The organism is Microvirgula aerodenitrificans DSM 15089, assembly GCF_000620105.1.
GTDB lineage: Bacteria > Pseudomonadota > Gammaproteobacteria > Burkholderiales > Aquaspirillaceae > Microvirgula > Microvirgula aerodenitrificans.
Genome location: NZ_JHVK01000011.1, coordinates 79,077 through 99,995 on the forward strand (window position 1 = coordinate 79,077; position 20,919 = coordinate 99,995).

Annotated in this window: 18 protein-coding genes; 10 read left to right on the top strand and 8 right to left on the bottom strand. The window is 64.2% G+C overall.

Annotation, left to right across the window (positions count from 1 at the left end; genetic code table 11):
- Position 1 precedes the first annotated feature (1 nt).
- A complete protein-coding gene (locus Q352_RS24295; RefSeq protein WP_051528878.1) occupies positions 2-2,908 on the top strand; it encodes a salicylate synthase in 2,907 nt (968 codons plus the stop codon).
- Positions 2,909-3,004: 96 nt separating this feature from the next.
- Positions 3,005-3,469, top strand: a complete 465-nt coding sequence (locus tag Q352_RS0110890; RefSeq protein ID WP_028499370.1) for a GNAT family N-acetyltransferase — start codon at positions 3,005-3,007, stop codon at positions 3,467-3,469.
- 15 nt (positions 3,470-3,484) lie between these two features.
- On the opposite strand, the gene Q352_RS20730 is transcribed toward Q352_RS0110890, so the two are convergent.
- The 4 genes from Q352_RS20730 to Q352_RS0110910 form a co-directional block, all read right to left on the bottom strand.
- Positions 3,485-5,113, bottom strand: coding sequence for a methyl-accepting chemotaxis protein (locus Q352_RS20730; protein ID WP_084300075.1), 1,629 nt, complete (start codon positions 5,111-5,113; stop codon positions 3,485-3,487).
- A gap of 129 nt (positions 5,114-5,242) precedes the next feature.
- A complete protein-coding gene (locus Q352_RS0110900; protein ID WP_028499371.1) occupies positions 5,243-6,151 on the bottom strand; it encodes a LysR family transcriptional regulator in 909 nt (302 codons plus the stop codon).
- Between the two features lie 120 nt (positions 6,152-6,271).
- On the bottom strand, positions 6,272-7,366 hold the full coding sequence (locus Q352_RS0110905) for a porin (protein ID WP_036386024.1): 1,095 nt from the start codon (positions 7,364-7,366) through the stop codon (positions 6,272-6,274).
- Positions 7,367-7,443: 77 nt separating this feature from the next.
- The gene (locus tag Q352_RS0110910; protein WP_028499373.1) at positions 7,444-8,955 is read right to left on the bottom strand and encodes a NosD domain-containing protein; all 1,512 of its coding nucleotides are present in this window, start codon (positions 8,953-8,955) and stop codon (positions 7,444-7,446) included.
- Between the two features lie 348 nt (positions 8,956-9,303).
- Between Q352_RS0110910 and Q352_RS0110915 the strand changes: the two genes are divergently transcribed.
- The 4 genes from Q352_RS0110915 to Q352_RS0110930 all read left to right on the top strand — a co-directional run bounded on the left by Q352_RS0110915 (position 9,304) and on the right by Q352_RS0110930 (position 12,669).
- Positions 9,304-10,755: a UbiD family decarboxylase gene (locus Q352_RS0110915; protein ID WP_199905489.1), complete on the top strand. Its 1,452-nt coding sequence runs from the start codon at positions 9,304-9,306 to the stop codon at positions 10,753-10,755.
- A gap of 9 nt (positions 10,756-10,764) precedes the next feature.
- On the top strand, positions 10,765-11,397 hold the full coding sequence (locus Q352_RS20735; RefSeq protein WP_051528880.1) for a UbiX family flavin prenyltransferase: 633 nt from the start codon (positions 10,765-10,767) through the stop codon (positions 11,395-11,397).
- A 14-nt stretch (positions 11,398-11,411) separates the two neighbouring features.
- Entirely contained in the window at positions 11,412-12,125 is a 714-nt protein-coding gene (locus Q352_RS0110925) for a DUF554 domain-containing protein (RefSeq protein WP_028499375.1), read from the top strand.
- A gap of 94 nt (positions 12,126-12,219) precedes the next feature.
- Positions 12,220-12,669, top strand: a complete 450-nt coding sequence (locus tag Q352_RS0110930) for a pyridoxamine 5'-phosphate oxidase family protein (RefSeq protein WP_028499376.1) — start codon at positions 12,220-12,222, stop codon at positions 12,667-12,669.
- On the opposite strand, the gene Q352_RS0110935 is transcribed toward Q352_RS0110930, so the two are convergent.
- Positions 12,659-13,531 (bottom strand): pyruvate formate lyase family protein, encoded by an 873-nt coding sequence (locus Q352_RS0110935; RefSeq protein WP_084300077.1) that lies wholly within the window; start codon positions 13,529-13,531, stop codon positions 12,659-12,661. The two genes, Q352_RS0110930 and Q352_RS0110935, sit on opposite strands and share 11 nt — an antisense overlap.
- Here Q352_RS0110935 and Q352_RS0110940 point away from each other — a divergent pair.
- The gene (locus Q352_RS0110940; protein WP_084300079.1) at positions 13,530-13,931 is read left to right on the top strand and encodes a hypothetical protein; all 402 of its coding nucleotides are present in this window, start codon (positions 13,530-13,532) and stop codon (positions 13,929-13,931) included. The genes Q352_RS0110935 and Q352_RS0110940 overlap by 2 nt on opposite strands.
- 50 nt (positions 13,932-13,981) lie before the next feature.
- Here the strand turns inward: Q352_RS0110940 and Q352_RS0110945 are convergent, their stop codons facing one another.
- Genes Q352_RS0110945 through Q352_RS0110955 form a run of 3 tightly spaced genes read right to left on the bottom strand, consistent with a single transcriptional unit; the run spans position 13,982 to position 16,917 of the window.
- Complete coding sequence (locus Q352_RS0110945; protein WP_028499379.1) at positions 13,982-15,247, bottom strand: Zn-dependent hydrolase; 1,266 nt, start codon at positions 15,245-15,247, stop codon at positions 13,982-13,984.
- The gene (locus tag Q352_RS0110950) at positions 15,244-15,735 is read right to left on the bottom strand and encodes an L-2-amino-thiazoline-4-carboxylic acid hydrolase (protein ID WP_156952527.1); all 492 of its coding nucleotides are present in this window, start codon (positions 15,733-15,735) and stop codon (positions 15,244-15,246) included. The genes Q352_RS0110945 and Q352_RS0110950 overlap by 4 nt, the downstream gene beginning before the upstream one ends.
- Positions 15,736-15,759: 24 nt before the next feature.
- Complete coding sequence (locus Q352_RS0110955; RefSeq protein ID WP_028499381.1) at positions 15,760-16,917, bottom strand: branched-chain amino acid ABC transporter substrate-binding protein; 1,158 nt, start codon at positions 16,915-16,917, stop codon at positions 15,760-15,762.
- A gap of 207 nt (positions 16,918-17,124) precedes the next feature.
- Here Q352_RS0110955 and Q352_RS22300 point away from each other — a divergent pair, with 207 nt between their 5' ends.
- The 3 genes from Q352_RS22300 to Q352_RS0110970 all read left to right on the top strand — a co-directional run bounded on the left by Q352_RS22300 (position 17,125) and on the right by Q352_RS0110970 (position 20,893).
- The gene (locus tag Q352_RS22300; RefSeq protein ID WP_051528881.1) at positions 17,125-18,123 is read left to right on the top strand and encodes a helix-turn-helix domain-containing protein; all 999 of its coding nucleotides are present in this window, start codon (positions 17,125-17,127) and stop codon (positions 18,121-18,123) included.
- Positions 18,124-18,318: 195 nt separating this feature from the next.
- Positions 18,319-19,482 (top strand): diguanylate cyclase domain-containing protein, encoded by a 1,164-nt coding sequence (locus Q352_RS22305; RefSeq protein ID WP_051528882.1) that lies wholly within the window; start codon positions 18,319-18,321, stop codon positions 19,480-19,482.
- Between the two features lie 163 nt (positions 19,483-19,645).
- A complete protein-coding gene (locus Q352_RS0110970) occupies positions 19,646-20,893 on the top strand; it encodes an MdtA/MuxA family multidrug efflux RND transporter periplasmic adaptor subunit (protein WP_036386026.1) in 1,248 nt (415 codons plus the stop codon).
- Positions 20,894-20,919 lie beyond the last annotated feature (26 nt).

A 20,919-nucleotide genomic window follows, 5' to 3' on the forward strand; every position in this document is an offset into this window, starting at 1 on the left:
CATGGAAAAAACACGCTACCCGGTTCCAGACGCCCCGCCCCCGCCACTGGGCGAATGCCTGCCGCTCTGGGCCCGCCGCTATGGCGACCATACGGCGTTGGTCGACGGTGAGCAGCGCCTGTCCTTCGCCGGGCTCGACCACCGGGTTGAACGACTGGCGGCCGGCCTGCACCGGCTCGGCCTGCGCCGTGGCGACCGCGCAATGCTGCAACTGCCGAACGGCATCGGCTTCGTGTCGGTCTGCCTGGCCCTGTTCCGCCTTGGCGTCATCCCGGTACTGGCAATGCCGACCCAGCGCTCGCGCGAGATCGAGGCACTGTGCCGCCTCGCCGAGCCGACGGCCTATTTCATTCCCGCAACGGCACACGGCTTCGACTATCGTCCGCTGGCAGCCAGCATCGCGGCCACCCGCCCGGCGCTGCAGGTGATTGTCGATGGCGATCCCGGCCAGGGCCCGTCATCCTTCCGGGCGCTCGACGACGTCGATGGCGAACCGGCGCGCTGGCCGGCCCCGGCGCCCGGCGAGGTGGCCGTGCTGCTGCTGTCCGGCGGCACGACCGGTACGCCGAAACTGATTCCGCGCACCCACGCCGACTATTTCTACAATTTCACCGCCTCGGCAGCGCTGTGCGCGCTGGGCAGCGACAGCGTGTACCTGGCCGTGCTGCCGGCCGCCCACAATTTCACCCTGGCGTGCCCGGGCGTGTTCGGAACGCTGGCCTGCGGCGGCACGGTCGTGCTTTCGGCCACCGCCAGTTGCGATGTGGCCATGCCGCTGATCGCACGCGAGCGGGTCACCCATCTGGCCCTGGTGCCGCCGCTGGCACAGTTGTGGGCACAGGCACGGGAATGGGAAACCAGCGACCTGTCCAGTCTGCGCGTCCTGCAGGTTGGCGGCTCGCGGCTGGCGCCGGCGCTGGCGCGGCAGCTGTCCGGCCTGTCCGGCGCGTGCCTGCAGCAGGTGTTCGGCATGGCGGAAGGCCTGCTGTGCTTCACCCGGCTGGATGATCCGCTGAATACCATTCTCCATACCCAGGGGCGCCCGCTGTCATCCCGGGACAGGCTGCGCATCGTCGACGAGCAGGGCCGCGAGGTCAACGAGGGCATGGCCGGCGAGCTGCAGACGCGGGGGCCGTATACCATCCGGCACTACTACCGCGCGCCGGAGCAGGATGCACTCAGTTTTACCGCCGATGGCTTCTACCGCACCGGCGATCTGGTGCGCCGGGATGGCGATGGCAACCTGATCGTCGAAGGCCGGCTGAAGGAACAGATCCAGCGCAGCGGCGAAAAAATCGCCATCGCCGACATCGAGTCCCAGTTGTGCGCACTGCCCGGCGTGCAGGCGGCGATCGTGGTCGCGGTTCCCGACCCGCTGCTTGGCGAGCGGATCTGCGCCTTCGTGCAGCCTGCGGGGGAACGGATACCCGACGGTCTGGCGCTGAATCAGGCGCTGAGTGCGCGCGGGCTGGGCCGCCTCATGCTGCCGGACCAGATCGAAACCCTCCACGCCTGGCCGCTGACACCGGTCGGCAAGATCGACCGGCGGCGCCTGGTCGCGCTGGCCATGGCCGCAGACCGCGCGCCCCCTCTCCGCCGCTACGCCGAGCAGCAGATCAGGGTGAACAGCGCGCCGCTGGAGCTGGCTGCCCGGCTGGCCGGCAAGCTGCCGACCCGGCACTACACGCTGTACGAGTGTCGCGGCGAGTGGAGTATCGGCATGGATGCGGCACTGAGCCTGGTCGTCGACGCCCGGGGAACGGTGCATCACAGCAACGGCACCTCGCGTGAAGGCAGTCGCCCGTGCGCCGGCATCGCCGAGGCGCTTGCCGACATTCCGTTCACTGACTGGCGGGCCTATGGCCGTGCCACGTTCGAGTTTGCACACCTGGCCTATGGCATTCATGCCACCAGCGACGGCGAGCCGCTGCTGCGCCTGTCCATCCCGCAGAGCGAGATCCGCCTGCGCGACGGGCTGGCCCTGATCCGCAGCCTCGACCCCGCGGCCCTGCCCGGGCTGGCTGCCCTGGTCATGGCCGGGGACATCCCGACCCGGTCCCCCCTGGGCAAGGCGATCGGCGTACTGGAAAACCGCGAGGCCGAAGCCCGCTTCAAACAGCAGGTATCCGCCGCCGTCGGTGAAATGCAGGCCGGTGACTACCAGAAGGTGATCCTGTCGCGCGCAGTCGAAGTGCCGTCATCACTGGATATGGTGTCCAGCTACCTGGCAGGACGCCGCGCCAACACGCCGGCACGCTCGTTCCTGCTGCGCGACGGCGATTTCCAGGCCTATGGTTTCAGCCCGGAAACGGTGGTGGAGGTCGATGCCCGCGGCCAGGTCAGCACCCAGCCGCTGGCCGGCACGCGCGCCCTGGCCGGCGAGACCGGCGAGGACGCACGGCTGCAGGGCGAACTGCTCGGTGATGCCAAGGAGATTGCCGAGCATGCGGTGTCGGTCAAGCTGGCAATGAGCGAGATGTCGGCCTTCTGCGATACCGACTCGCTCGGTGTCAGCGAATTCATGGACGTCTGCCGGCGCGGCAGCGTGCAGCATCTGGCATCGCGGGTGCGTGGCCAGCTTGCCACCGGTTGCCATGCCTGGGATGCGTTCGAGAAACTGTTCCCGGCCGTGACCGCCTCGGGCATTCCCAAGCGCGAGGCACTGGACAGCATTCGCCGCCACGAAGCACAGCCGCGCGGGCTGTACAGCGGCTGCGTGATGATCGTCGACAGCGATGGCGCGCCCGATGCCGCCCTGGTGCTGCGTTCGGTGTACCGCGACGGCAATCGTTGCTGGCTGCAGGCGGGCGCCGGACTGGTGCCGCTGTCCACGCCCGAACGGGAATGGACCGAAACCTGCGAGAAACTGGCCTGCGTGGCGCAGCACCTGCATACGGCCGCCGTCTAGGCAGCACCGCGCGCCCGGCCGGGCGCGCGGAACGCAGCCGTTCGCCGTGGCCAGCGGGCAAACTGGTACAGTGGGCGTTTATCCAGGATCTGAACCATGCCGGACACCTTGCGCATCGGCCTTGCCGAATCTTCCCGGGTCGACAGCATCAGCGCGCTGATCCGGTCACTGGCCAGCCATTTTGTCGCCACACCGGATGACGAGCAGGTCGGTCCGTTCCTGTATTCACTGCATCCGTCCTCGATTGCCGCCCTGATTGCAGACCCGGCTTTCCGCTACTACACCGCCACCCGCGGCGACACCCTGCGCGGCGTGATCGCGCTGCGCGACCGCACTCACGTTCACCACCTGTTCGTGTCCCCCGACGAGCACCGGCGCGGCATCGCCCGTGCCCTGTGGGAGCATGCGCTCGCGGAGGCACGCCGCCCGGGCGAGTACGGCGCCTTCACCGTCAACTCGTCGCTGCATGCGGTGCCGGTCTACGAGCGCTTCGGCTTCTGTGTCAGCGGCCCGGAGACCGAACGCAACGGCGTCCGCTTCGTGCCGATGCGGCGCGACTGAGCCAGGTATTCCGCCTCACCCCGCCTGCAGGGTGTATTGGTTCAGGGTAGCGATCTGGCGGCGCGCCAGTTCGTCCAGCCGTTCCGCACTCCGGGCGGTCTGTTGCGCAGACGAGCTGGACTCTTCCGAGCTGTGTGCGGTGTGCTCGACCTGAACGGCAATATTGTTGCTGGCCATCCCCTGCTCGCGAATCGCGGTGGCAATCTCGCCAACCATGCTGGCTGTGCCCTGTGCGGTGTTGCCGATACGCTGAATGGCGAGATCGGCAGCATCGGCATGCTCGACGCCGGCAGTTGCCAGTTGCATGACCGACTGCATCTGCCCGGTCACCAGCGCGGAATGGCTGCGCATCTTGCCGATGGTACCGGCGATTTCATGGGTCGATTTCGATGTGCGCTCGGCCAGCTTGCGCACCTCGTCGGCCACTACGGCAAAACCGCGCCCCTGCTCGCCGGCCCGGGCCGCCTCGATGGCCGCGTTCAGCGCCAGCAGATTGGTCTGGTCCGCAATATCCTGAATCACCTGCACCACGCTGCCGACCTCGGCGCCATACTCGCCCAGTTCGCGGATGCTGGTACCGGCCACCTCGACCACGCGCGAGATCTCATGGATGTCCCGGATGGTTTGCGAGATCACGGCCGAACCCTGCTCCGCCATGCGCCCGCCCTCGTCGGCCAGCGCCAGCGTTTCCTGCGCCCTCTCGGCAACGTGGTTGACGCTGACGGTCATCTGCTCGACGGTGGCGGCCATATGCGCGGACGCTTCACTTTGCGCTGCCGCCGCCACCGACACCTGTTCGGCGGTCTGCGCCAGCTCATGCGAGGCCACGGCCACATCGGTTGCTTCCGTCAGCATGCTGCCGAGATTGGCCTGCACCCGGGATAGCAGACGATTGAACGCCTGGGCAGTACGACCGATTTCATCCTGACGCAGCACCGCCGCACGACGGGTGAAGTCCAGCGACTGATCGATCTCTTCCATCGCACTTTGCATGCCGTTCAGTCCTTCGCGGATGACATGCACCAGCCGGCTGAACAGCAGCCCCGACAGCACAAAGGCAATGACGATGGTCAGCACTGACCAGCCGACCGCAGCCGCATAGGCAGCATCGTTGCGGCTGGTCACGTTCTCCACCAGTTGCCGGGTATAGGCACTGTGATCGTCCAGCGCCTGATTCAGTTGCCTGGCGGCATTGAAAAACGAACCACTCAGCAGCAGGGCACGGGCGGCGGCGTATTGCCCCGCACGCGACAAGGCCAGGAATTTTTCGCGCTCGTTACGGTAGGTGGTGAAGCTGTCCTGTTCGTGGTCCAGCAGCAGCTGGTCACGCGCATCGACGGCATTACCGTCCCGGTATTTTCCCAGCACCTGCTCGAAATGCCGGTCCGCCTGTTTCAGCCTGACTTCGTAGCCGGCCTTTTCGGCGGGCGCGGCCACCATCAGGTGGCCGTAGGTGGCGAGACGCATGTCGGTCAGCGCGTGCCGGGCTTCGCTCATTGCCGACAGGCTGGGCAGCATCCTGGTATGCACATAATCGAACCGGCCCTGTGCCTGATTCAGCTGCACCAGCCCATATGCGCCAAGCAACAGCATGGCGGTCAGTGCCACGAATACATTCAGCAGCAATCGTTTATTGATTGTCATTACAGTGTCCTGATTGACCGGGCCATGCGGCGGCGAGAGGCACCTGACGGTTTCCCCTGTATTGATCGCAACGCGCGAGTCCGGTGAGTCTTTCAATTCGGGAATACGCTCGGGAATTCCCTGCCGGTCTCAGCCGCCGGCGGAGGGCGACCCGGGAAACGGGTAGCCGGCCTTGATGATGTCCATCAGCTCGGGCATGGCTGGCGCAGTGGTCAGCTTGACCACCGCCGGGAAGAACAGCACCGGTGACGGATAGACATCCACCACATGGCAATTTGGCAGTCGCGCCAGATCGACTTCGGACGCCGGCAGCAAGGCCACGCCCTCCAGTCCGTTGTTCAGCAAGTCCAGCACATAGCCGGTTTCCGACACGTGCAGCACCGTTTTCGGCACCACGCCCAGCGTGCGCAACTGTTCCAGAATGGTGCTGTGCGTGCCGCCACCGCCAATCCTGCGCACCACTACCAGTGGCAGATGGTCAAACTCCGACAGGGCAAAGGTGCTGGTATTCACTTCCGGCATCAGCGCCTTGCTGATCACCACGACGGTCCGCACCGGCGGCAGGCTGACCGCGTCATAGCCTTCCGGACGATACGGGTTCTGTACCAGCGCCACATCGATCCGGTCGTTCTGCAGCATGCTTTCCAGCACACTGGTATCCGACACCGAGATTTCCAGTTCCACGTCGGGATGGCGTTTGTGCAGCGCCAGAATCAGCGGTCTGAAATAGCAATTGAACAGATACGACAAGCCGATGCGCAGGACTTTTTTCTTGCTGGTGCCGATGGCCATCGTTTCACGCTTGATGTCTTCCATGCCACGCAGCACTTCACTGGCGCGCTTGTACAAATGCAGGCCGGCCGCAGTCGGCACCATGCCCCGGCCATTGCGTATCAGCAGCTCGACACCGACTTCTTCTTCCAGTTCCTGCAGGCGCTTGCTCAATGGCGGCTGCGCCATGCTGAGCACGCGGGCCGCCTTGCTGATCGAGCCCTGTTCGACGATGCCACAGAAATAACGCAGTCTTTTCAGGTCCATGAGCATGTTCTCGCAGGCAAGGGAATGGCAGGGAAGCGACTTCAATGCAGGTGCCTGAGTCCGGATGCCCCGGGGTCAGCGACCCCGGGCGGATTGTACGTCAGTCACCCCGGGTGAAAATCAGAAGTTCTTCCACATGCCGAGGGCCAGTGAATGCTGATTTCTGGCCTGGGGCGTCAAGGCCGGACTGCCACCCAGCACATAGGTGCCGTTGCTGTCGTTGCGCAGCGCGGTATACAGCACATAGACCTGCGTGGTCTTGCTCAGCACATGGTTGTAAGCCACGGTGCCCATGGTCGCGCCACTGTTGTCCACTCCCGCGTCGCCGGTCCACGATCCGGCCTTGCCGCCCAGCACGGTGAACACATTGCGACCCAGTGTGTAGCTGGCGGTCAGGCTGGCGTAGTTGCGGTTGCGACGGTCACCGCTGCGGTTGATGTTCTCCATCGTGTCATGCTCGATCAGGCCGGCCAGATAGAGGTCGCCGAAGCTGTAGCCAGCTACCAGCATATTCGCCAGCGCATTGTCGTAAAAACCGGACGATGTTCGCGACATGCTGCGGTTCGCCTGGATGCCGTAGGCGACCGACAGCGGCCCGCTCTTGTAAACAATGTCACCGGAGGTGACTGTGGCACCACCATGGCTGGTGGATTCGGCGCCGCCAGCGCCGCTGGTCAGCGAATGCTGGATGCGCGAGGTGAAGCCGTTGATCTCCGGCGTCTGGTAGCTGATCGAATTGGCGCCACGGATGTCAAAACCGCCGGTGGCGAGATTGCCGCCGTTCAGCCACAACGCTGCATCGTTGGAAATGCCGCTGACGTACTGGAACATGTTGCCGGCAATGCCGTGCAGGTCATCCAGCGGTACCAGGAAACTGCCGAGCTTGAGCGTGCCGAGGGTCTTCGAGCTCAGGCCGACAAAGCTTTCGCGCCCCGCCCACTGATTGGAGCCGCCGCTGCTGCCATCGTCGATGGCGACACCCGACTCAACCTGCCAGATCGCACTCAGCCCGTCACCGAGGTCTTCCGTCCCCTTGAAGCCGACCCGCGAGGCGTTGTTCTGTACCCTGGTGGTCGCCCTGGCGCCACGTGCGCCGCTGACCGTGCTCTCGATATCAGCATGGATGCGGCCATAGATCATCGTGTCGGCCTGCGCCGCTGCGACCAGGCTCATGCCGCAAGCGGCAAGCGCCAGTTGCCATTGTGTTTTTGTCATTATCGATACCCCGGACCCTTGATGCCCGGACCGGGGCCGCAGGCGGGAAACCGCCATCGGCACCGGTCCGGAACGGCTTATTTACCCAGTGCCAGCGGCTTGCTGAGCATGGAGGTGGCACCATCGACAGTGGTCACGGTGGCGGTGAAGTTGGCGACGTGCCGGCCATCGACAACAAAGGAGAAGTTGCCGTTACCGTTGCCGTCGACCGGCGCGGAGACGAAGCCCAGATACTGTTCGGCTTCATCCGAACGGCGATCACTGTTGGCAAACAGTTCGATGCGCGACAAGGTATTGGCCTGGCCGGTGAAGCGGCCGCTGACCCGGACCTCGTCGCCGGCTCGCCTGGCAGACAGCAGTTGCGGTGCAGGCTGATTGTGGTTCGGCATCGGTTCGCAGTTGCCGGTGACACCATCAGCACAGATTTTCTCCAGTTTGGCCGGATCGGACTCGACGCCACCACCACGGTTGCCGCTGAACACGGCGTGCTCCAGCCCCGGTACGCCGAACACGATCGCGCCCTTGTGCTGCGGCAGGCAGGCACCGCCGGCGAAGCAGCGCTTGATATCCTTGCCGTTATTCCACATCGAGTTGCCGGTGATGCGGTTCAGCGCCGGACCGGAAATGCGATTGATGCCCGGCGTGCCGTCTGCATTCGGCGAGCCCTGCGGGCGCACCGATACCGCGACGCGGTTGCCGGTCATGATGTTGCCGTCGACGATATTGCCGGTCCCGCTGAGGGTGACCGCCGACGAAATGCCGGTGAAGGTGTTGGCCGCGATGTAGTTGCGGTTGCCCCAGTTCAACTGCACGCCGTCGGAGTAGCCGGAGAAGTGGTTGCGCACGACAAAGTTGTCGTTGCCCCACAGGATTTCGATCCCCTGCGACGGCTCCTCATTGCTGGCATCGGTGGTGACGCGGTTGTCAGCGATCAGGTTGAACGCTGCGCCACGGGTCATTTCCATCGCATCGCCATTATTGATGAACTCGTTGCGCAGAATCTTGTTGTGCACGGTCGTGGTGGCAGTGGAATTTCCCTTGCCGTCATCACCGGTGATCATGATGCCGGCGCCACCGTGGTTGCCAACGATGCGGTTATCATGGATCACGTTGCCGCTGGCACGATTGATCAGCACACCAATACAAAAGTTGCGGATTTCCACCCCGCTGATATCCACCCCCTGGGTATCGCGCAGCACCAGGCCGGGCGAGGTCGTGGTGCGGACATTGGCGCCGAACTGGCCGGCAACGGCCCCCGGGCACGCATGGGGTCCCTGGCCGATATAGCCGGCACCGTCGATGGCCACATAGGTGCCATTGCGGCTCCAGTCGCTGCCGGCAATCGTCACCGGGCCCTTGACCGGTGGCAGCGGCGACTTGACGGTAATGACATACGGCGCCTTGCCGACCGCATCGATGGCGATCGTGTGATTTCCCGGATTCTGGTTATTCTTTTCGATAGCCCAGCGCAGCGTGCCTTCACTGCCATCATCCTGATAATTATTGACATGCAGAATTTCACCGCCCGTTGCGGTGTGAGCCAGTAACGGCAGACTGATTACTGCCAGTGCCAGTTTATATTTTTCCATGTGATTACCCTTTATATTGCTTGACCATTTGATTTTCCGTGGCAGGGCAAACTATTAATTTTCCCCTGCCACGAACGGCCTTCTGGTGCACATCCTGCCACGTATCCTGTCCGGCCTATTTCGCCGACATATTGTGTTAATCACCCGGCATTTGAATATTGACCCAGATCAAATCAGTAACTTCAATAGCATTACCGTTTCGGTATGGATTGACCAACCAAAATAGTATTTTGATGATATTCACCTCTGGAATATATTTGCCGACGAATAAATCAACCAACCCTTTATCTGAAAGGTGGATCCATGCCTGATTCGTCCAGCCCGAGAAAAAACAGCCCGGTACATGATTTGCGCTCCGCACTTGCATTACTGCAAGGCCTGCCCGGCGAGCTGGTCACCACCGATGTCGAAGTCGACCCCGAAGCCGAGCTGTCGGGTGTCTATCGTCATGTCGGTGCCGGCGGCACCTGCATGCGTCCGACCCGAAAAGGTCCGGCGATGGTGTTCAACAAGATCAAGGGCTTTGACAACTTCCGTGTCGCTATCGGCCTGCTGGCCTCGCGGGAACGCGTTGGCCAACTACTGGATTGCCCGCCGGCGGAGCTGGGACGCCTGCTGATGAAGTCGGTACAGAATCCGATTCCGCCGGTGGTGATCAGCCGCGACAAAGCCGTGTGTCAGGAAGTGGTGCATCTGGCCAGCGATGCCGATTTTGACCTGCGCACACTGCTGCCGGCCCCGACGAACACCGAAGAAGATGCCGGTCCGTACTTCACCATGGGCATGTGCTATGCGTCCGATCCGGAAACCGGCGAGTCGGATGTCACCATCCATCGCCTGTGCATACAGGGTCGCGACGAAATCTCGATGTACTTCGTGCCCGGTCGTCACCTGGACGCGTTCCGCCAGAAGGCCGAGGCCGCCGGCAAGCCGCTGCCGATCTCGATCAGCCTCGGCGTCGATCCTGCCATTGAAATCGGTGCCTGCTTCGAGCCGCCGACGACGCCGCTGGGTTTCGATGAACTGACGGTTGCCGGCGCAATTCGCGGCCGTCCGGTCGAACTGGTCGAATGCCTGACGGTCAATGCCCGCGCCATTGCACATGCCGAAGTGGTGATTGAAGGCGAATTGCTGCCGAACGTGCGCGTTCGCGAGGACCAGAATACCAATACCGGCAAGGCAATGCCGGAATTCCCCGGCTACACCGGCGAAGCCAAGCCGGCAGTGCCGGTGATCAAGGTCAAGTCGGTCACCCACCGTCGCAACCCGATCCTGCAGACCACCATCGGCCCGAGCGAGGAACACGTCAGCATGGCCGGCATCCCGACCGAGGCCAGCATTCTCGGCATGGTCGAAAGCGCCATGCCGGGCAAACTGCTGAATGTCTATGCGCACAGCTCGGGCGGTGGCAAGTACCTGGCCGTGCTGCAGTTCAGGAAAACGGTGGAAAGCGACGAGGGTCGCCAGCGCCAGGCCGCGCTGCTGGCCTTCTCTGCCTTCCCGGAGCTGAAGCACGTGATGCTGGTCGATGAAGATGTCGACCTGTTCGACACCAATGACGTGCTGTGGGCAATGCAGACCCGCTACCAGGGTGATGTCAGCACGATATTCATCCCCGGCGTGCGCTGCCATCCGCTTGATCCGTCGCAGGATCCGGCCTTCAGCCCGAGCATCAGCGCCCACGGCATCTCGTGCAAGACCATCTTCGACTGCACCGTGCCGTTCCATCTCAAGAGCCGCTTCCAGCGTTCGCAGTTCAAGGAAGTCGATGTGACACGCTTCCTGCCCGACTTCAAGTAAGGAGCCGTCATGAGTACACGACGCATCATCATCGGTATCAGCGGAGCGACCGGTTTCCAGTACGGCGTCAAAGCCCTGCAGATGCTCAAATCACTGGACATCGAAGTCCATCTGGTGATTTCCAAAGGCGCGGAAATGACCCGCAGGCTCGAGACGGATTACAGCCGGGAGGATGTCTTGCAGATGGCCGACGTGGTCCATCCGCTGGAGAACCTCGGTGCCTCGATTGCCAGTGGCTCATTCATCACGCTGGGGATGCTGGTTGCGCCGTGTTCCATGCGCACGCTCGGCGCCATCGCTCACAACCTGTCGGACAACCTGCTGACCCGCGCAGCGGATGTGGTGCTGAAGGATCGGCGCCGGCTGGTGCTGATGGCGCGGGAGACGCCGCTCAATCTTGGCCACCTGCGCAATATGCAACTGGTCACGGAAATGGGCGGGATCGTTTTCCCGCCGGTCCCCGCGCTGTACCAGCGTCCGGAGACGCTGGACGACATCATCAGCCACAGCGTCGGGCGTGCCCTCGATCTGTTTGGCCTGGACCTGGATGCGCTGCCGCGCTGGGGCGAGGACATCGCGCCGGCCGGCATCACCGGCCAGCGGCCGGGCCATCACCACGATCCTCTCAAGGTCATTTCGTAAAATAAAGGCACATCATGCTTATCGGACCCTTTGTCAACGGTTCCGCCGTCGTGATCGGCGGCGCCATCGGGGCCTTCCTCGGCACCCGGCTGCCCGAGCGGCTGCGCACCGCACTACCGCAAACCTTCGGCCTGGCCTCGATGGGCCTCGGCGTCGTACTGATCGTCAAGGTCAAATTCCTGCCGGCAGTGATCCTGGCGCTGATCCTCGGTGCCGTGCTCGGCGAGCTCTGCTGCCTGGAGGCCGCCATTGGTCGGGTGGGCGCCGGGGCCCGCAATATCGTCGACAAGTTCTTCCCGCCGCGCGAGGGGCTGAGCCAGGAAGAGTTCGTGCTCAAGTTCGTCGCCATCCTGGTCATGTTCTGCGCCAGCGGCACCGGCATTTTCGGCGCCATGCACGAAGGCATGACCGGTGACGCGTCGATCCTGTATGTGAAGACCATTCTCGACCTGTTCACCGCGGCCATCTTTGCGACGTCGCTCGGCTACTCGGTTGCCACCATTGCCATTCCGCAACTGGTGATCCAGGTTGGCCTGGCATTGGGCGCAGCCATGATCCTGCCCCTGACTACGCCGGACATGATGAACGACTTCTCGTCGGTCGGCGGGATGATCATGCTGGCCACCGGCCTGCGCATCTGCGGTATCAAGGTGTTCCCGGTCGCCAACATGCTGCCGGCGCTGTTTCTGGTCATGCCGTTCTCGCACTACTGGTCTATCCTGTTCTGACCCTGGTCCGCACGCCGGCGGCCAGCATGGCGCCGGTGCGCACGGGCCTCTCTTCTTTTTTCTTCATTTCTTCTTTCGCCAGTCGACCCCCGCCATGCAGCCCCTGCCCGCCCCGATCCGCGATTTCATCATCGGCCACCATGTGCTCAGCCTCGCCACCTGTGGTGACGACGGCCCGTGGGCCGCCAGTTGCTTCTATGCGTTCGACGAGCCGGGCGCCGCGCTGCTGATCCTGAGCAGCAGCGATACCCGGCACGGCAGGCACATGCTCGACCGGCCGCAGGTGGCAGGCACCATCAGCGGCCAGCCGGAGGCGTTGCGCGACATCCGCGGCCTGCAGTTCACCGCCCATGCCACCCTGCTCGACCAGATCGAGCGCAGCGTAGCGCTGCAGCTGTACTGCGAGCGCCACCCGCTGGCCAGACTGCACGCCTCGCAGATCTGGCAACTGGCGCTCGATCAGCTCAAGTTCACCGACAACCGGCGCCTGTTCGGCCACAAGACCCGCTGGGCGCGTCGCGACGACGGCAGCGTCATGGCGTGAAGTACTGCCGGCGCTGGTGCTGTTCCTGGTGCATCGGGAACATGGCCGCGTAGAACTCGGTCCAGCCCCCCATCCGCACCCGCACCAGGTTGTAGCGTTCCGGGTCCTGTGCTGCCGCCTGGCAGGTGGCAAGGTCGGTGCAGGTCAGCGTAATCAGATTGGAGCCGGTCTCGCCGCGCGCGTAGGCCTTGACGAAGCGTTTCAGGTCTTCCAGCGGGAAGTTCTCCGGAATGTTCATGTCCACCGGCGACGCATTGGACAAGCCGTATTCGATTGCGTCGACGCGCCAGCTCTGCAGCGCCTGATAGATATTGCGGAACGCCGGTGCCGGTGGCAGGTCCTGCGGCGACGGTGTCGGCGACAGATCGGACGCGATCGGCATGCCGTTGCGGCGGCCATCGGCCGATGCCCCGCAATCGAGTCCGTCGCCGACATAGCCCTCGAAGGTGCCGATACCCGGCGTCGCCACAAACTCGATCGACCCGAAGCTGGCGGCAATCGTATCGAGTGCCGGTTTCAGCACCGGGTGCGGACCACGCAGCGTGTCGACGCACAGCGTCACCAGCCGGTCCATGAACCATTCACCGAGCGCATCGACCTCGGCGTGGCCGCTGCCCCACTTCGGCAGTTGCAGGGCAATATCGCGCCATTCCCGATAGCGCTTCGCCTGTTCGGCCAGCTCGGCCTGGCCCATCAGCGTGTTCTGGTACGGCCCGATCATCGCGTAGCCCCAGTCGTTGATCAGACAGTCGAGCAGTTCGGGCAGCGAGGTGATTGCACTGGCCGGATCGAACACCAGTTTCTTGATCGCAAACAGCGCGTCGATGGTGTTCGATACGCCGGCACACAACGGCGCAGTCATGTGGAAGCGCGCACCGCCAGCCGCCGCAGGCGCGCGGCCACGTCACATCACCGCCGGTATCCCGCAGCTTCGGCGAGCCGTTCAGCACCTCGCGCCGGACCGGAATGCGACGATCGTGCCAGTGTCCCCACAAGGCGGGCGAGAACGCCGCAACCAGTCCGCCTGCGCCGCTGGCTTGTGCCTCGCGTGCCAGCCGGCGAACCAGCGCCAGTATGGCCAGCCCGGTTTCGCGGTCATGGTTGTGCCGGTGCAGCGTGGCCACCTGGCCGAAGACGGCGGGCACCAGCAGCCCGCGCTGGGCGCCTTTGATGATGTCGGTAAACAAGAGAAATCCTTTGCACGGGCCCCGCGCCCGGGAACGGGCAGGCGCGTGAGTGACGATGACGAATTGCAAATTTAATTAATTAAATTGCATATCATGTCCATGTCACAAACCGTGCAAAGACAAGCTCAGACCACGCTCCCGTTCCGGTCGACGGAGGCTGCCGCCAGCATCACCCGCAACAGCACATTGGCCCCGGCTTCAGCCCAGGCCGGCGTGATGTCTTCGGCCTCGTTGTGGCTCAGCCCGTCGATGCATGGCACGAAGATCATCGCAGTCGGCACGCTGCGCGCCAGATGGCAGGCATCGTGGCCGGCGCCGGACACGATATCCTGACGGGAATAGCCGAGTTCGGTCGCCGCCGTCCTGACCGCCGCCACGCAAGCCGGATCAAACGGCACCGGCGCATAGTGGAAAATTGCCTCCAGCCGGGATTGCAGCCCGGCGGCGGCGGCGATGCGCGCGACCTCGGCACGCAGTGCGGCATCCATTTCCTCCAGTATCGCCTCGTCCGGATGGCGAAACTCGACCGTCAGCCACGCATGGCCGGGGATGACATTGCGCGAGTTGGGGCCGACTTCAACCCGGCCGACGGTGGCGCGCGCCTGCGGCGCACCGGCGTGGCCAAGGCGGTTGACGAACAGCACCAGTTCGGCCAGTCCGACCAGCGCGTCACGGCGCACCTCCATTGGCGTGGTACCGGCATGCGAGTCGACGCCGGTAAACGTAATCTCGTACCAGCGCTGGCCCTGGGCACCGGTCACCACGCCGATGGTGCGGCCGGCGGCTTCGAGGATCGGTCCCTGCTCGATATGCAGCTCGAACGCGGCGTGCAGCGGATGGCCGGGGGCCTCGTCGCCGGCATAGCCGATCCGTGCCAGTTCGTCGCCGAGGCTCAGCCCGTCGGCATCCTGGCGCGACAGCCCGTAATCGAGTGTCGACGCACCGGTAAAGACCGCCGAGCCGATCATGGCCGGCGCAAAGCGCGAGCCTTCTTCATTGGTCCACAACGCCACTTCGAGCGGCCGGTCGGTACGAATGCCGTGATCGTCCAGCGTGCGCAGCACTTCCAGTCCGCCCAGCACGCCGTAGATGCCGTCGAAACGCCCGCCGGTCGGCTGGGTATCACCATGCGAGCCGGTCAGCACGGGCGCCAGCCGATCATCGCGGCCGGCGCGGCGGGCAAACACATTGCCGATCCGGTCGACGCGGATGTCACAGCCGGCGGCGCGCGCCCAGTCGACGAACAGGTCACGGCTTTGCCGGTCCAGGTCGGTCAGCGCCAGCCGGCACACCCCGCCGCGTTCGGTCGCGCCGATGCGCGCCATCCCGGCCAGCGACTGCCACAGTCTGGCGCCGTCGATGCGGACGTGATCGAAGTTGTCGTTGCTCATGCCGGCTCCCCGTCGTCGTGCTTCAGCGCATAGCGGAAGTCACAGCGCGGCTTGCCACTCATGATGGTGCTGCTGCGTTCGAGCTTCACCTGCGGCGCATAGCCGACGATGAATTCGCTGTCGCGGTTACAGGACAGCAGATGGCCGATCTCGGCCAGGCCCATCTGCTGGTACATCTCCGCATAGCGGCAGCGGGTCACGTCGTAGTGATAGCGCTCATGATCGCTGGCCAGGACTTCGACCTGCAGCGCGTCGTCCTTCTCCCACAACCGCTGCAGGGCGACGAAACTCTCGACGCTGGTGCCGTCCGGTTCCTGTGCGGCGAACTCGCGGCCGGCGGCCACGGCGGCCTGGCCGACCGCCTCGCCGATGACCGCCTGCGCCCGCCCGGCACCGAAGTCGCGCTTGAGGATTTCATAGATCGGCTTGATGATTTCCGCCTCGATGCGGCGCCGGGCGAGGATGCCGAGTTCCGGGTCATGACTCATTTGCGCTTCCTTTGACATGGGTGATCAACGGGCGGCCGTTCTGGCACCGCCCACGGTGGACACCGGGACCCAGGCCCCGTTGCGCACCTGGTAGAGGGTAAAGGCCGGGTCGAGCAGATTGCCTTCCCGGTCGAAGGCGATCCGGCCGGTCACGCCGGCGTAGTTCACCTTCTTCAGCGCCGGCAGGTATTTGGCCGGCTCGGTGGAGTTGGCTGCCTGCATTGCCGCGATCAGTGTCCGCGTCGCGTCATAGGCAAACGGTGCATGCAGCTCGATCGGCGTGTGGAAACGGGCGCGGTAGGCGCTCTCGAACGCCTTGCCGCCGGGCATGCGCGCTATCGGCAAACCGGGCTCCAGCGCCGTCACGCCTTCGCCGTCAGGACCGGCGAGCTTGAGGAAGGTCTGACTGACAAAGCCGCCGGCGCCCAGCAGCGTGGCCTGGATACCCAGCTGCTTCATGCGACGGGCGATCGGCGCCGCCTGTGCATCCAGCCCGCCGAAGAACACCAGATCGGCCTTCTTGCCCTTGACCGAGGTCAGCACCGCGCTGAAGTCGGTAGTCTTGTCGTTCACGTACTCGCGCCCGAGCACATGGCCGCCAGCGGCCTGCACCCCCTTGATGAACTGATCGGCCAGTCCGGCGCCAAACGAGGTGCGGTCGTCGATAACCACGATGCGTCCGGCCTTCAGTGCCTGCACCGCATAGCGGCCGGTATGGCTGCCGCCGACGTCATCGTGGCCCATGGCGCGAAAAGCCGTGGCATAGCCCTGTCGGGTGTACTGGTGGCCGGTCGAGGCCGGGGCGATTTCCGGAATGCCGGCGTCGCGATAAATGCGCGATGCCGGGATGCTGGTGCCGGTATTCCAGTGACCAACCACGCCGACCACGCCGGCATCGACCAGCCGCTGGGCAACCGTCACGGCCGTGCGCGGATCGGACTGGTCATCTTCCGGCACCAGGGTGAACGTCACCGCCCGCCCGCCAATCACCGGCCGGGCGCGATTGGCATCGTCAATGGCCAGCCGGGCGCCGTTTTCCAGATCCTTGCCGATCCGGCCGGACGGACCGGTCAGCGGGCCGGCAAAGCCGATCCTGACTTCCTGGCCGGCCGCGTGGGCGGCCGAAGCGATGCCAAGTACCGCCAGCGTGACGGCAGAAAAGGTGCGAAGAAAACGTGTCATGGGAGATCCAGTCGTGATGGGCTACTGCCGTTAATGTTGAAAAATATTAAATAACCACTTCACGAACTGACAAATAATGATTACGAATAAGCTGATTCGATTTATTCAGAAAGCAATTTATCGCTTTTTATCATCAAGATACAAATCATCGCCATTTTTCTGATATTGAGATATTATTCAAATAATGAATTAATTTCACATATCAAAATGGAAACAACTCCCGATTATCAGAACGATCCCCCGCTGCGGGCACTGCGCACCTTCGAGGCCTTTGCCCGGCTCGATACCGTCACTGCCGCTGCTCGCGAACTGGGCATCACCGCCTCGGCGGTCAGTCATCAACTGCGCCTGCTGGAAGAATTCCTGCAGACACCGCTGACCGAGCGTCAGGGCCGCAAGCTGGTACTGACCGAAGCCGGCGGCGAGTACTACCGGGCCATCCGCTCGGCCTTTACCCTGCTGCGCGGGGCGACCGGACAGGTGCTGGACAGCGCCAGCACGCGACAGATCACCCTCAGCGTAATTCCGCTGTTCGGGCTGGGCTGGCTGGTGCCGCGCCTGCCGTCCTTCCTTGCCGCCCACCCGGGGCTGGACCTGAACATTCTCTATGCCCACCACCGCAATTACCTCAGCGACGCGGCCGATCTGTCGGTACGGTTCGGCAGCGGCCAGTGGCGCGGCTATCGCAGCACGCGCCTGCTGCCGGGCGCGGCGGTACCGGTGTGCAGCCGGGAATTTCTCGATCGCCACGGACCACTGTCCGGCCCCGGGGCACTGGCCGGACTGCCACAAGAAGTGCTGGCACGCATCCGCATTCACCTGCAGCTGGCCACCGGGACCGCCCCGCAGGCGGTGATCGAAGAGCCGGACATCACCAGCCACGATCTGGTCATCGTCCGCGCGGCCATGAAATACATGGCGGAAAATATCGCCAGGCCGATCAGCCTGGAAGACATTTCACGCCATATCGGTACCTACGAAAAAAAGCTGTCCAACGCGTTCCGCACCCATACCGGCAAGTCGGTATTCGAGTATCTGCGCGAGGAACGCCTGTGCCGCGCCCGCCAGCTGCTGTCGACCACGCCGCTGAGCATCCATGAAATCGCACTGGAAGTCGGTTTTTCCAGTGCAGCCAATTTTGCCACTTCATTTCGCGACCGGTTCGACACCACGCCGAGCGAATTCCGCAAGAACCCGGACGGCTGATTCATCCCGGCTGATATTTTCGCGCCGACAAATCTTTTGTCATTGCCGGCAAACATTCGGATTACGGTAAACAGATAGCATGGTGCAGCCACAACCGGAATTTATTCCGCTGCTGCGGTCATTCCTCCAGTCGCCCCGGTTTTTGCGATGCCCGCGCGTTGCAGCGCTTCGCGGCATTGCTGACAAGGGAAGGTCATGAAGGTTACGAAGGTCATGGAAAACAACGGCTCGAAGCCCCCGTCGTATTACTACGCCAATCCGAATCTGGTGATTCAGAAGCTGCGTGCCCGCTGTCAGGCCCTCAATGACGAACAGGAGCAGTTGCTCGAACGCATCGACCTGCTCGAACTGACCAACCGGCGGCTCAAGCAGCTGGTGGCCATCGACGAGCTGACCGGCGCCTTCAACCGGCGTCATTTCAACAAGCTGTTCGAGACTTCACTGAGCCTGCACCGGCGCGATGCGCCACTGGCGCTGTGCCTGTTCGATCTCGACAACTTCAAGGCCTACAACGACTTCTATGGCCATCCGGCCGGGGATACCGTGCTGCGCGAAGTGGCCACTGCGATCCGCGGCAAACTGCGCCGCACCAGCGACAGCCTGTCCCGGCTTGGCGGAGAGGAATTCGGCGTGCTGTTCTCGGCCGAATCGGCCGACAAGGCCTGCGCCTTTGTCGCCCAGCTGCAGCAGGTCGTCACCGACCTGGCCATTCCGCACGCCTGCAACCCGCCCGGCATCGTCACCGCCAGCTTTGGCACGGTCTGGTGGAATGCGCATGACGAGCAGCGGCTCGGGGCTGACCAGATCTACGCCACCGTCGACACCCTGCTGTACGACGCCAAGGCCGCCGGCCGCAACCGCTCGGTGATCGACGAGCTCGGGCATGCCTTCAACCGCTGCCATGTCGGCCCGGCTTTCGATGCAGCGCTGGCCCGCCACCACCGGGCCGACCCGCTGGCGTTCTGCGTGGTCGAGATCGACAACTTCAAGGCATTCAGCCATCTGAACGGCCCGGAAACCATCGACAAGGCCCTGCGCGCCATCACCCATGTCGTCCAGGTACGGCTGCGCCGCGCCAGCGACACCATGCTGCAGACCGGATCGGAGCAGTTCAGCATGCTGTTCTCTGCCAGTTCGCCGGCCATGGCCGAGCAGTTTGTCGAGCACATGCGCGCGGCCGTCAGTGCGCTCGGCATCCCTCACCCCGGCCATCCGCTCGGCGTGGTGACCGCCAGTTTCCGCATTGTCTGGCTCGGCGCCGAGGAAATGACCGCCGACCAGATGACGCAGACCGTCAACAGCCTGCTGCACCGGCCACGCAAGTCGGTGCTGAACCAGGTCAGCCTGGAGATGCTGTAGGGTCAGGCCGCCGTCAGATGCCCGCCCGCGTGCGACAGGGGTCGCACGCGGGTTTTTTCGTCTGGACGCACTTCTTCCACAGTTTCTTCATTCTCTGGCGACAGGCGGCTGCTACCCTGCTCACGATCCGGTCATTCCCGTCCGTCCATTTCGCGCAAAGCCCATGAATCCGTCCACGTCCCCGAAATCCGGCGCCCGTCGCCGCTGGTCCCTGCTCCTGATCGCCGCCGTCGTCATCGGTGGTCTCGGCTACGGCATCTACTCGCTGCGCCAGCAGAGCGCGGCCGGCGCCGCGAACGGACCCGGCGGACCCGGCGGCAGAATGCCGCAGCCGCCGGTGCAGGTGGCTACCGCCAGCACGGCCGATGTGCCGGTCTGGCTCGGCGGACTCGGCACCGTGACCGCCGCCAGCACCGTAACGGTCAAGAGCCGGGTCGACGGCCAGTTGATGAAGCTGCACTTCACCGAGGGACAGACGGTCAGGGCCGGCCAGCTGCTGGCCGAAATCGACCCGCGGCCATTCCAGGTCAGCCTGGCGCAGGCCGAAGGCCAGCTGGCCAAGGATCAGGCCGATCTGGACAATGCCCGCGCCGACCTCGCCCGCTACCGCACCCTGCTGGCGCAGGAGTCGATCGCGGCGCAGAAGGTCGACACCCAGGCCTCGCTGGTGCGCCAGTTGCAGGGCACGGTCAAGGCGGATCGCGCCCAGGTGGACTCGGCACGGCTGCAGCTCGATTACAGCCGGGTCACCGCACCGGTCAGCGGCCGGGTCGGCCTCAAGCAGGTCGATGTCGGCAACCAGATTTCGTCCGGCGACACCACCGGCATCGTGGTCATCACCCAGGTCCAGCCGATCCAGGTACTGTTCACCCTGCCGGAAACGCAGCTGCCCTCCATCCTGGCGCCGCTGAACGCCGGCCAGACGCTGACGGTCGAGGCCTGGGACCGGGAGATGAAGCAGCGGCAGGCGGTCGGCAGGCTGCTGACGCTCGACAACCAGATCGACACCAGCACCGGCACCATCAAGCTGAAGGCCGAATTCGCCAACACGGACGGCACGCTGTTCCCGAACCAGTTCGTCAATGCCCGCGTTCGCGCCGGCACGCTGTCGCAGGCGGTAGTGGTACCGGTTGCGGCCGTGCAGACCGGCAAGAAAGGCAGCTACGTGTGGGTGGTCGGGGCGGACAACAAGGTCGCCATGCGCCAGGTATCGACCACGGCCGGCGATGGCACGCGCGTGGTCATCAGCAAGGGCGTCCAGGCCGGCGAGCGGCTGGTGACCGACGGCGTCGACAAGCTGACGGCGGGCGCCCGGGTCGAGATCGTCGATCCCGCCCGTCTCGAACGCAATCGTGCCGCCGCGGCCAGCAAGCCGGCCGCGCAGAAACGCCACAAGGGCCAGCCGCAATGAGCGGCCGCCGCCTGCCCGCTGACGGC